Annotated in this window: 10 protein-coding genes; 6 read left to right on the top strand and 4 right to left on the bottom strand. The window is 73.2% G+C overall.

Annotated elements, in window-relative coordinates; all coding sequences use genetic code 11:
- Nucleotides 1–17 precede the first annotated feature (17 nt).
- The gene (locus ACQEUU_RS00575; RefSeq protein WP_433058695.1) at nucleotides 18–791 is read left to right on the top strand and encodes an ArsR/SmtB family transcription factor; all 774 of its coding nucleotides are present in this window, start codon (nucleotides 18–20) and stop codon (nucleotides 789–791) included.
- A 424-nt stretch (nucleotides 792–1,215) separates the two neighbouring features.
- On the opposite strand, the gene ACQEUU_RS00580 is transcribed toward ACQEUU_RS00575, so the two are convergent.
- Nucleotides 1,216–3,252 (bottom strand): cellulose binding domain-containing protein, encoded by a 2,037-nt coding sequence (locus ACQEUU_RS00580; RefSeq protein ID WP_433058698.1) that lies wholly within the window; start codon nucleotides 3,250–3,252, stop codon nucleotides 1,216–1,218.
- A gap of 233 nt (nucleotides 3,253–3,485) precedes the next feature.
- On the opposite strand from ACQEUU_RS00580, the gene ACQEUU_RS00585 reads away from it, so the two are divergent.
- Genes ACQEUU_RS00585 through ACQEUU_RS00600 form a run of 4 tightly spaced genes read left to right on the top strand, consistent with a single transcriptional unit; the run spans nucleotide 3,486 to nucleotide 6,896 of the window.
- Nucleotides 3,486–4,397 carry an ABC transporter ATP-binding protein gene (locus ACQEUU_RS00585; protein WP_433058701.1) on the top strand — a complete coding sequence of 304 codons (912 nt, stop codon included), beginning with the start codon at nucleotides 3,486–3,488 and terminating at the stop codon, nucleotides 4,395–4,397.
- A 5-nt stretch (nucleotides 4,398–4,402) separates the two neighbouring features.
- A complete protein-coding gene (locus tag ACQEUU_RS00590; protein ID WP_433058703.1) occupies nucleotides 4,403–5,098 on the top strand; it encodes an ABC transporter permease in 696 nt (231 codons plus the stop codon).
- Between the two features lie 3 nt (nucleotides 5,099–5,101).
- Nucleotides 5,102–6,274, top strand: coding sequence for a sensor histidine kinase (locus ACQEUU_RS00595; protein ID WP_433058706.1), 1,173 nt, complete (start codon nucleotides 5,102–5,104; stop codon nucleotides 6,272–6,274).
- The gene (locus ACQEUU_RS00600) at nucleotides 6,267–6,896 is read left to right on the top strand and encodes a response regulator (RefSeq protein WP_433058708.1); all 630 of its coding nucleotides are present in this window, start codon (nucleotides 6,267–6,269) and stop codon (nucleotides 6,894–6,896) included. Before ACQEUU_RS00595 ends, ACQEUU_RS00600 begins: the two co-directional genes overlap by 8 nt.
- Before the next feature lie 4 nt (nucleotides 6,897–6,900).
- Here the strand turns inward: ACQEUU_RS00600 and ACQEUU_RS00605 are convergent, their stop codons facing one another.
- Both ACQEUU_RS00605 and ACQEUU_RS00610 read right to left on the bottom strand, forming a co-directional pair.
- Nucleotides 6,901–7,530 (bottom strand): response regulator, encoded by a 630-nt coding sequence (locus tag ACQEUU_RS00605; RefSeq protein ID WP_270152993.1) that lies wholly within the window; start codon nucleotides 7,528–7,530, stop codon nucleotides 6,901–6,903.
- Nucleotides 7,508–9,625 carry a sensor histidine kinase gene (locus ACQEUU_RS00610; protein ID WP_433058711.1) on the bottom strand — a complete coding sequence of 706 codons (2,118 nt, stop codon included), beginning with the start codon at nucleotides 9,623–9,625 and terminating at the stop codon, nucleotides 7,508–7,510. The genes ACQEUU_RS00605 and ACQEUU_RS00610 overlap by 23 nt, the downstream gene beginning before the upstream one ends.
- Before the next feature lie 163 nt (nucleotides 9,626–9,788).
- Between ACQEUU_RS00610 and ACQEUU_RS00615 the strand changes: the two genes are divergently transcribed.
- The gene (locus ACQEUU_RS00615) at nucleotides 9,789–10,427 is read left to right on the top strand and encodes a hypothetical protein (RefSeq protein ID WP_433058714.1); all 639 of its coding nucleotides are present in this window, start codon (nucleotides 9,789–9,791) and stop codon (nucleotides 10,425–10,427) included.
- Between the two features lie 38 nt (nucleotides 10,428–10,465).
- On the opposite strand, the gene ACQEUU_RS00620 is transcribed toward ACQEUU_RS00615, so the two are convergent.
- Nucleotides 10,466–11,443 (bottom strand): acyltransferase domain-containing protein, encoded by a 978-nt coding sequence (locus ACQEUU_RS00620; RefSeq protein WP_433058717.1) that lies wholly within the window; start codon nucleotides 11,441–11,443, stop codon nucleotides 10,466–10,468.
- Nucleotides 11,444–11,454 lie beyond the last annotated feature (11 nt).

Here is an 11,454-nt window from a genome sequence, read left to right on the forward strand (position 1 = left end):
TTGTGAGGTGGTTCCCCGTGGACGAGGTGTTCAAGGCGCTGGCCGACCCGAGCCGCCGCCTGCTCCTGGACAGCCTCCACGCCCGAGACGGCCAGACGCTCAACGAGCTGTGCGAGGGCCTGGCCATGGCGCGCCAGTCCGTCAGCAAGCACCTGGCCGTCCTGGAGGCCGCCGACCTGATCAGCACGAGGAGGCGCGGCCGGGAGAAGCTCCACTATCTCAACGCCGCCCCCATCAACGAGATCGCCGACCGCTGGATCCGCCGCTACGACCGCCGCCGCGTCCAGGCCCTGTCGGCGCTGAAGCACGCCCTGGAGGAGACCGCCGTGTCCAAGCCCGAGTTCGTCTACACGACCTACATCGCCACCACGCCGGAGCGGCTGTGGCGCGCCCTCATCGAGCCGGAGTTCACCGAGGCCTACTGGGGTCTCGCCCTGGAGTCGGCCTGGACCGAGGGCGCCTCCGTCGGCTGGCGTTCCGGGGAGTCGGCGTTCGACGACGGCGGCAGCACCGTCCTGGAGTCCGACCCGTACCGGCGGCTCTCCTACAGCTGGCACGCCTTCACCCCGGAGTGGGCCGAGGTGTCCGGCGTCGGGGCCGACGTGCTGGCCGAGCTCAAGGGCGAGCCCCGCTCGCGCGTGACCTTCGAGCTCGAACCGCACGGCGACGGCGTCAGGCTGACCGTGGTCCACGACGGGTTCGAACCGGGCAGCACCGCGCTGGAGATGCTCAGCAGCGGCTGGCCTGAGGTCCTGTCCGGGCTCAAGACGCTGCTCGAACGGCAGGTCTGAGAAATCCGGGCGCCTGAATCGCGGGCACGAAAAAACGGATCGCGGCGATCTCGCAGTCGGCGATGACCGTCGCAATCCGTTAGATGCGGGGTTCTACCACCAGTAGCCCCAGTCGTCATCCCAGTCGTTCCAGAAGCCCCACCACCTCCTGCGGCGGCAGAAACGACGGTGGTGACGACGGCGGCAGCCTCGTCCGTATCCGCCAGACATGGTGCCTCCCCTCGATCTGATTGATTCCTCAATTAGGACGCTAGCACCCAAATAGGGATCAATCACGCCCTCTCCACCGGCTTAGAAAAGACTTGACTGGCACCGGAGGATCGCCATCCCGAGATGCACGAGGGACTGCTGTGACGCGAGTGGCAGATCTGGGACGCCCGGTCCGGGTGCGGCGGTCCGGGCCGCCGCACCCGGCCGGCGGGCGTCAGCCGCCGGCGCAGACCCTGCCGTTGAGGGTGAAGACCGACGGCAGGACGTTGGGTCCGGAGTAGGCGCCGACGAAGCCGACGGTGGTCGTCGCCCCCGTGGCCAGCGCGCCGTTCCCCGGCTCGCTCACGGCCTTGACGTCCTGCCCGTCCTGGGTCCAGACCGCGCTCCAGCCGCTGTCGAGCCGCTGCCAGGTCCGCGGCCAGGTGAAGGCCAGGGTCCAGCCGTCGACCGGGGCGCCGGTGTTGGTCAGCTCGATGCTGCCGACGTAGCCGCTCGCCCAGTCCGACTGGATCGTCAGTTTCGCCCGGCAGGTGCTGGTGGCCGGGGTGGCGGTGGTGAACGTCACGGGCGGCGAGGACCAGGACAGCCCTCCGCCGGTGTCGCGGGCCAGCACGTTGAGCGTGTAGCGGGTGCCGGGCCGCAGGTTGCGGACGGTGAACGTGGTCCCGGCGGTCTCGCCGAGCTGCTCGGTGACGGCGCCGTGCTGGCGGTGGATCTCGTACTTGGCGACCGGGCGGGCGCCGTCGGCGGCGCGCGGCCAGGTGATGGTGGCGGTGGTGTCCGTCACGCCGGTGGCGGCGGGCAGGCCGGGGGCGCCGGGGCCGGTCGCCGGGGCGGCGGGGCGCAGGACGAGCGTGGTGAGCGAGAGCGGGGGCAGGAGCCGGCTGCCGGGGGTGCCCGCGGTCTCGGTGGTGATCGCGGTGGCGCCGTTGACGTGGGTGAGCACGGTGGGGGCGCCGGGGGCGGGGGTGTAGCCGGCGTAGTCGAGCGTGGCGGCGTACGAGGTGTCGTGCGAGGAGTTGATCAGCAGGACCGCCAGGGAGCCGTCGGGGCGGCGGGCGGCGTGCGCGAAGACGGCGGACCGGTCGGTCGCCGCCCGGACGAACTGGTCGCCTGGGCGGGCGAACCGGCTGACCATCTGCAGCGCGTAGTAGGGCGCGAACGGGGTGTTGAGCGCGGGCTCGCAGACGGAGCCGTCGGACGTGCAGGACGCGCTGGACAGCAGCCCGAAGTCGCCGTAGTCGGTGTGGCCCGCGACCTCGGTGACGGCGCCGATGCCGTTGCGCACGTTCCACCAGTCGACCGTGAAGACGCCGTTGGCCAGCAGCGTCGCGTAGGCGTCGGCGGCGGCCAGGGCGCCCGGCTGGGTGGTGGTCCCGTTGCTGCTGGAGCCGGTGTTGAACTCGGTCATGGCGATGCCGATGCGCTCCGCGCCGGGGCCGGCGTGCCGGGCGATCTGCTCGCGGGTGAGCTGGATCATGTCGGGCACGTGGCCTGTACGGTCGAGGGCGCCCGGGTACCAGTGCAGGATCACGAAGTCGATCTTGTGGCCGGCGGCCGACAGGACGACCTCGTTCCAGCTTCCCTCGTCGCCCTCGGCCACGATGGCGTCGGGCCAGTTGGCGGGGGTGGTGAGCACGGCGCCGATCTTGATGGTCGGGTCGACCGCCTTCATCGCGTCCGCGTAGGCGACGACGTGCCGGGCGTACTCGGCGGGGCTCTTGTCCGGGTGGTCGTCGGCCTCCCAGGCGGCGCCGTAGTGGCCGTTGCCGTAGTTCTCGTTGCCGATCTCCCAGTACTTCACGCCGTAGCCCTTGGTGACATTGGCGTACCTGACCCAGGCGGCGGCCTCCTCGGCCGTGCCGGTGCCGTAGTTCGCGGTCACCATCGCCTTGGCTCCGGTGCGGCGCACGCCGGCCATGTAGGTGTCGAAGTCGGTGTTCGGCGCGACGTAGCCGCCGGGGGCGGTGTGGTCGGCCCAGTGGTAGATGTCGGAGTACGAGCCGCCGGGGTAGCGCAGCAGCCGCACGCCCGCCGCCTTGAGCAGGTCGGCGGTCTCGTCCGTCCCCAGGTTGGCGTCCCAGATGGCGTGGTTGGTGCCGATGCCGGTCTCGGGTACGGCGGCGAGCGCGGCGCGGGTGTTGACGGTCACGTCGACGGGCGCGGCCTCCTGGGCATGGGCGGTCGGGACGTTCAGGGCGGCCAGCGTCAGCACGATCGCGGACGCGGCGCGGAGCAGGGTTCTCGGCATCGGTGCACCTCGCCGTGGGCAGTGGTCCTCACTCGACGCCTCCTCCTGACCAGGAGACAAGCGTGATCATGGGCGGCGGCGGCCCGTTCGTCAACCGCCGGTGAAAGTTTCAGCTCCGAGTTCGGCCCGTGGGCGCATCAACCGATCGGTTGATTTCCGGATCAACCGCAACCGCGGCGGATCATGGCCGGCGGGTCGATTCGCCGGAGCCGCCGGCGGACGAGGCTTGAGCCATGGCAGTCATCGAAGTCACCGGCCTGCGCAAGTCGTACGGGAAGCTGACGGTTCTGGACGGGGTGTCGTTCTCCGTCGAGGAGGGCGAGATCTTCGGCATCCTCGGCCCCAACGGCGCAGGCAAGACCACCACCGTGGAGTGCGTGGAGGGCCTGCGCAGGGCCGACAGCGGGACGATCAGCGTGCAGGGCCTCGACCCCGCCAGGGACGAGCGGCGGCTCCGCGAGGTGGTCGGCGTGCAGCTCCAGCACACGCAGCTGCCGGAGAACATCAAGGTGTGGGAGGCCCTGGACCTCTACGCCTCCTTCTACGCCCGGCCGCGTGACTGGCGGGAGCTGATGACCGAGTGGGGGCTGGACGACAAGCGCGACGCCCGGTTCGGGAAGCTGTCGGGCGGCCAGAAGCAGCGCCTGTTCATCGCGCTGGCGCTGGTCGGAAACCCGCAGGTGGCCTTCCTCGACGAGCTGACCACCGGGCTGGACCCGCAGGCCCGCCGCACCACCTGGGAGCTGGTCAAGCGGGTCCGGGCGAGCGGCGTGACGGTGGTGCTGGTCAGCCACTTCATGGACGAGGTCGAGGAGCTCTGTGACCGGGTCGCCGTCTTCGACCGCGGCCGCGTCGTCGCGATCGACACCCCGGCGGGGCTGATCGACGGGGGCGACGCCGAGCACCGGATGAGCTTCACCCTGATGGGCGGCGAGCCGGCCGGGCTGGAGTCCGTGCCCGGCGTGACCGGGGTGAGCAGGACCGGCGACCGGGTGGTCGTCACCGGCCGGGCCGACTTCGCCACCGCGGTCACCGCCCATCTCGCCCGCCACCACGTGCTCGTCAGCGACCTGCGCATCGACAAGCGCACGCTCGACGACGCGTTCATCGCCCTGACCGGGCGTTCCTTCGGCAACCAGGAGTAGGACCCGTGACCAAGCTCGCCCTCGTCGAACTGAAACTGCTGACCCGGGAGCCCGGGGCGGTGTTCTCGCTGCTCATCCCGCTGTTCATCCTGGTGGTCTTCGGCAGCTCCATCCAGCCGGGTGACACCGTGCTGGTGCCGATGGCGCTGGCCATCGCGGTGGGGCTGGTGGGCCTGTACATGCTGCCGACCACCATGGCCACCTACCGCGAGCGGGGCATCCTGCGCCGGCTCTCGGCGACGCCGGTACGGCCGATCAACATGCTGGTGGTGCAGCTGATCCTGCAGCTCGTGCTCGCGGTGGCCGCGGCCGGCCTGCTGCTGGCCGTGGCGGGCGGGGTGCTGGGCGCCCACCTGCCCTCCCGGTGGCCGCTGATGGCGCTGACCTTCCTGCTCGGCACGGGGGCGATGTTCGCCGTCGGGCTGCTCATCGCGGCTCTGGCCAAGAACGGGCGGGCCGCCAACGGGATCGGGGTGCTGCTGTACTTCCCGATGGCCTACCTGGCCGGACTGATGCAGCCGATCAACCAGATGCCCGATATCTTGGCCCTTGTCGGCGAATACACTCCCCTGGGCGCTTTCCGGCAGAGCCTGCAGGACGTCTGGGCGGGGAGTCACGCCGATCCGCTGCCGATGGCGGTGATGGCCGCGTACGCCCTGGGGGTCAGCGTCGTCGCGGCCAGGTTCTTCCGCTGGGAGTGAGACATGACGGGCCGGCTGGACCGGTGGGAGCACCTCGTGGAGCGGCAGCTCGCGGCCTCGCCGTACGTCCTGCTGGCGGTCTCCACGGTGCTCGCGCTGCTCACCGGGAGCGCGGACGACCGGCCGTGGCTGATGGTCGCACTGGCCGCGCTGGCCGCCGCCTGGATGGCGCTGGTGCCGCGCGGCGTCGTCTACACGGCCGGGCTGATCGTCCTGATCGTCGTGCTCTGCACGCAGGCGGTGTGGTTCGCCAGCTTCTTCGCCTTCATCGGATACCTGCACTCGTGGAACTACCTCAAGGGGCCGTGGCGGTTCGCGGGGGTGACCGCCACGGCGACCATCAGCGTCACGACCTTCTTCGGCGGGCCGCCGCGTCCCGTCGCGTCCGAGATCCTCACCCACCTGCTCCTCACCGCCGGCATCGTGGCCGGGGTCGGCCTGTTCAGCTTCGTCGGCGAGATCACGGCCGCGCGCAGCGCCGAACGGAAGGAGATGGTGGCGCGACTGGAGGAGACGCTGCAGGAGAACGCGGGCCTGCACGCCCAACTGCTGATCCAGGCCCGGGAGGCGGGCGTGCTGGACGAGCGGCAGCGGATGGCGGCGGAGATCCACGACACCCTGGCCCAGGGCCTGACCGGCATCATCACCCAGCTCCAGGCGGCGCACCAGGCCGACGACTGGCGGCGCAACGTCGACAACGCGATCCGGCTGGCGCGCGAGAGCCTGGCCGAGGCCCGGCGCTCGGTCCACGCGGTCGGCCCCGGCCAGCTCGACGCCACCCCGCTGCCCGAGGCGCTGCGCGAGGTCGTGGACCGGTGGAGCGAGCTCAACGCCGTGCGCGCCGGCCTCACCACCACCGGCACCCCCCGCCCCCTGCACCCGGAGGTGGAGGAGACCCTGCTCCGCACCGCGCAGGAGGCGCTGGCCAACGTGGCCAAGCACGCGGGCGCGTCCCGGGTGGGGCTGACGCTCTCGTACATGGAGGACCTGGTGACACTGGACGTGCGCGACGACGGCGCGGGCTTCGATCCCGAACGGGTACGGGACGGCGGCGGCTTCGGCCTGACGTCGATGCGCAAGCGCGTCAGCCGCCTGGCGGGCACTCTGGAGATCGAGACCGAGCCCGGCGGCGGCACCGCGGTCTCCGCGAGCGTCCCGGCGGTGGCGCGTGACTGAGCGCCCGATCCGGCTGCTGATCGCCGACGACCATCCCATCGTCCGCGACGGCATCCGCGGCATGTTCGCCGGCGACCCGGGCTTCGAGGTGCTCGCCGAGGCCGGCGACGGCGCCCAGGCGGTCGAGCTGGCGCGGACCCTGGAGCCCGACGTGATCCTCATGGACCTGCGCATGCCCGTGATGGACGGCGTCGCCGCCATCAGGCGACTGGCCGAGCTGGGGCTCCGGGCCCGGGTGCTCGTGCTCACCACGTACGACACCGACAAGGACGTGCTGCCCGCCATCGAGGCCGGCGCCACCGGCTACCTGCTCAAGGACACCCAGCGCGACGACCTGGTCAGGGCCGTGCGCACGGCGGCGCGGGGCGAGTCCGTGCTCTCCCCCTCCGTCGCCACCCGCCTGGTGGGGCAGGTGCGCACGCCGGCCGACCCGCTGAGCGCCCGCGAGATCGAGGTCCTGGACCTGATCGCGCAGGGCGCCACCAACCGGGAGGTGGCCTCGCGCCTGTTCATCAGCGAGGCCACGGTGAAGAGCCACCTGCTGCACGTCTACACCAAGCTCGGCGTCAACGACCGCGCGGCGGCCGTCGCCGTCGCCTTCCGGCGCGGGCTGATCGGCTGAGTGCTCAGAGTCCGGCCTCCCGGGCCCGCATGATGGCCTGCGCCCGGTCGGCCACCTGGAGCTTGGCGAAGACGGCCGAGACGTGGTTGCGCACCGTCTTCTGGCTCAGCCCGAGCCGGGCGGCGATCTGCGGGTTGGTCAGGTGGGCGGCGATCAGGGCGAGGATCTCCCGCTCCCGAGGGGTCAGGCCGGGCAGGGCCGGCTCGGCGCGCTCCCCGGGCGAGAAGTAGCCGACCAGGCGGGAGGCGAGGGCGGGGCCGAAGACGGCGCCGCCCTCGGCGACGGTGTGCACCGAACGGACGAGTTCGGCCTTGCGCGCGCCCTTGACCACGTAGCCGCGCGCCCCGGCCCGGACGGCGGCGAAGACCGAGTCGTCGTCGTCGGACATGCTGAGCACGAGCACCCTGATGTGCGGATGGTCGCGGGTCAGCCGCTCGGTCGCCGCGATGCCTCCCATGCCGGGCATGTCGAGGTCCATGAGCACGACGTCCGGCTGGATCCGGGCGGCCAGCGCGAGCGCCTGCTCCCCGCTGCCCGCCTCGTCGGCGACGTCGATGCCCTCGGCCGTCGCCAGCAGGGTCCGCAGGCCCGCGCGGAACCCCGCGTGGTCGTCAACCACCAAGATCCGGATCATCACCGTCACCCTCCCCGCCCGCGGGCAGCGCGACCCGGACGCGGGTGCCTCCCCCGGGACGCTCGTCGATCACGCACGACCCGCCCAGCTCCGCGGCCCGCTCCCGCATGGACGCCAGCCCGACCCCCGTGCCGCCGGTGCCGCCTTTGCCGCTCTGGCCTCCGGTGCCGCCCTGGCCGCCCTGGCCGCCCTGGCCGCCCTGGCCGCTCGGCGCGGTGATGCCGCGCCCGTCGTCGGAGATCTCCAGCACCAGCGTCCCGTCCTCGATCCCGGCCCGCAGCCACGCCCGCGTCGCGTCCGCGTGCCGGCGCGTGTTGGCCAGCGCCTCGGTCGCGATCCGGTACGCGGCGGCCTCGGTGGCGGCGGGCAGCGCAGGCAGATCGGCCGGGACGCGCACGTCCACCCGGGGGCCGGACGGCTGCCTGTCCGCGTGCGCGCGCAGCGCCCCGGCCAGGCCCAGGGAGTCCAGCGCGGGCGGGCGCAGCCCGTCGACGAGGGTCCGCACGTCCGCCAGGGCCGTCTCGGCGTCGTCCACGATCTCGGCGAGCAGCTTGCGCGCCCGCTCGTCGGCGACCAGGTCGTGCGCCGCCTCGGCCCGCATGGTCAGCGCGGCCAGGGTGGGCCCGAGCCCGTCGTGCAGGTCGCGCCGCAGCCGGCGGCGCTCCTCCTCCCTGGCCATCACCAGGCGCTCGCGGGAGCGGCGCAGGTCGGCGGAGAGCCGTACGGCGTGCACGGCCACCGCCACCTGCCGCGCCAGGTCGGCGAGGACGCGCAGGTCGCGGGGGCCGAACCCGCTCTCCCCCGGCCGCGGCGCGAGCACCAGGCCGCCGACCCGCTCGCCGTTGTGCGTCAGCGGCAGCCGGACCGGCTCGACGGCCCTGACCGGGCCGCCCTGACGGTGCTCGTAGCGCTCGCCCTGGGCGGTCTCCACGGCCGCGTACGGCAGGCGGAGCGCCTCGGCGATCGACCGGGCGATCCCGGGCAGCACGGTGCCGGGGTCCGCGGTGCTCTCCAGCCTGCGGCCCAGCCGGGTGAGCGCGGCGTACGGGTCGTGCCGCTCGCCGTAGGTCAGCAGGTTGACCCAGCTCTGCAGCCGCCGGCGCAGCGGCGCGAAGGCGAGCGCCACCAGCCCGGCCGCCAGCACAGAGACCGGCAGGTCACCGGCGGGGAAGATCGCGCCGAGGTAGGCGACCACGAACACGTAGCCGCCGGTCACGCAGCCCGACAGCAGCATGTACACCAGCGTGCGGTTGATCACCAGGTCGATGTCGAAGAGCCCGTGGCGCAGGATGGCCACGCAGATGGCGACCGGGAGGAGGGTGGCGCCCGCGACGCCGACCAGTTCCCAGAGCACGCTGCCCGACGGCCACACCGAGCCGGGGACGTCGTCGGTGAGCCCGGCCGCCAGCCTGGCCGCGATCACCACCGTCTCCAGCCCGACCACGTACACGAGCCACGCGATCTGGTGTCGTTCTGCGCCCTCGCCGCGCCAGGCGCGCACGGCCAGATCGGCGGCGCCCAGCAGGAAGGCCGCCGGCAGCAGGACGGTCAGCGCCGCCTCGGTCGCCTGCGCGAACCCGGCCAGGGCGGGCACGCCGAGCGGGTTGGGCACCGCCGGCCCCATGCCGACCTGGTGGTTGTCCCCCGGCCGCAGCGCGTTCGCCACGGCGGTGAGCGCGGCGAGGAGCACCAGCGCCACGACCGGCGGGCGCAGGCGACGGGAGGACAGCCGGCCGCCGGGGAAGTACAGCGGGATCAGGACGGCCGCCACGTTCGCCGGGATCCACAGCCAGGTCTGCGGCCAGGCCAGCGCCCGCGCGAACGGCAGCCCCTCGCGCAGGCCGAGGATCGCGTAGTGGCCGCAGACCTCCATGAGGGCGAAGCAGAACGCGCTCAGCGCCAGCAGCCGCCCCACCATGTGGCCGGGCCGGTGCGCGCCGATCAGCCCGCCCGCCACCGCGCACCCCGCCACGAACAGCAGGTGGACGACCGAGAGGGGGGCGGTGCCGTCGGCGAAGGCCAGCCCGGCGGCCGTCGCGGACAACGTCAGCGTCAGGGCGCACCACACCCACGCGACCCGAGCCGTGACCGCCATCCGTCCCTCCTCCGGCCACACCGTATCCGCCCGTGGTCCCGGGCCGGTCGGGACGGTGTCCCGGGAGGTCCGGGCGTTCTTCCCGGAAAGCCGGGGACGAGCGCCCGGGCGCCGCGGGACAGGGCTCCGCTTCTCTGGGCGAGTGCTGAAAAATCCTGATTCATTGCGCCGGATCGTCGCCGGCCTCGCCCTGATCGCCTGGCCGGTGTTCCAGTTCCTGGCCTTCCTGACCTCGCCCCCCGGGGCCGAGCACGATCCCGAGATCTTCCGTACGCACGCGACGGCCGTCCAGGTCAGCGCCCTGTTCTACGTGTGGGCGACGCTCAGCCTCATCCCGGTCGTCCTGGGGCTGGCCCACCTCCTGCGCGAGCGCGCCCCCCGCGCGAGCAACGTGGGGGCGGCGCTCGGCCTGGTCGGCGCCGGCCACGGGCTGACGCTCTTCACCACCGACTTCTACGACCTCGCCCTGGCCCAGACCCTGCCCGACGCCCAGGCCGAGGAGGTCACGCGGCGGGCGAACGAGCTGGGGGGCTTCGTGTACGGGATGCTGCTGCCGGGGTTCCTGCTGCACGTCGGCCTGATCACGCTGCTCGTGACCCTGGTCGCGGTGAAGATGGCGCCCTGGTGGGTGCCGGTCGCCGCGCTGGCGGGCACGATCGTGCCGTTCCTCACCATGGACCAGGCTCCGGTCGTGCAGTCCACCGGCTCCCTGCTGCACCTGGCCGCCTACGGCTGGATCGCGCTGCGGGTGCTGCGCATGCCGGCCGCCGAGTGGGCCGGCACGCGGCCCGTGCGCGTCTGAGCGATGCTCGTCCGTGCCCTGACGGCGGTGGCGAGCCGTCAGAGCGGGAACCACCCGTTGCCGTCGTACCAGTGGCCGCCGGCGCGCAGGTGGGCGACGACGGCGTGCTCCAGCGTGGTGCGCGGGGACAGCTCGTCCACCGTCAGCGCGGGGTCCCCGAAGACGAACTCGATCGGCCCGGCGTCGTTGGGCTCCTCGTTCCGGTAGCCGGGGCGGAAGCGGCGCTGGAAGGCGACGATGTTGGCCGTGTCCGGCAGGTGGTCGGCGAGCTGGGGGTCCAGGAGCCACGAGAAGCAGACGGCGACGGCGCAGGTCTCGCCGGGGAAGTGGCGCGGGAAGAAGGCGCGGGCACGGGCGAGCGAGTCGTCGCAGGCGGCGGGTGTCAACGGGCCGGAGAAGTCGGGGATGTGCAGGCTGAGGGCGGGCGAGCCGGGGCCGGCGGGCAGCGCGCTCGCGACGGCCGCCCCCATCCGGCCGCCCAGGACGGTGCGCTCGAACTGCAGCCGGCCCAGCTGGTAGAGCACGCCGCGGAAGTGCAGCTGGATCCAGGAGGGCTGGATCACCCCGCCGACGCCGTGCCGCCTGCGGTGGACGGCGAGGTTGCGGCCGAGGTCGGCCAGAGTGTGCCGGGAGACGTCGGCCGGGACGCCGTGCTCGCGGTGGTAGGCGCGCACGTGCGGCAGCGCCGCGACGAAGGCGTACAGGTGGAGGTAGCGGCCCGCCGCGCCCAGCTCGGCGGGCAGGTACGGCAGGTCGAAGGCGATGCCGGCGGCCCCCATGTCGCGCACCAGCCGCCGCGCGCACCGTCCCAGCAGCCACCGCAGGCCGGGGTCGTCCAGGACCGTCCCGGCGAGCGCGAGGATCTCGTTGACGTCCTCGTGCGGCACGGCCAGGTCGAGCAGGGTGAGGGCGTCCGGCGGGACGAGTTCGACGTCCGGCGAGTCGTCGGACTCCAGCCCGGCGAGCCAGGCCGCGGTCCGGTGGTCGGCGCGGAGCAGGTCCAGGGCGTTCGCCATGGGGGTCTCCT

The sequence above is a fragment of the Nonomuraea sp. CA-218870 genome, assembly GCF_050936535.1.
GTDB classification, from domain to species: domain Bacteria; phylum Actinomycetota; class Actinomycetes; order Streptosporangiales; family Streptosporangiaceae; genus Nonomuraea; species Nonomuraea corallina.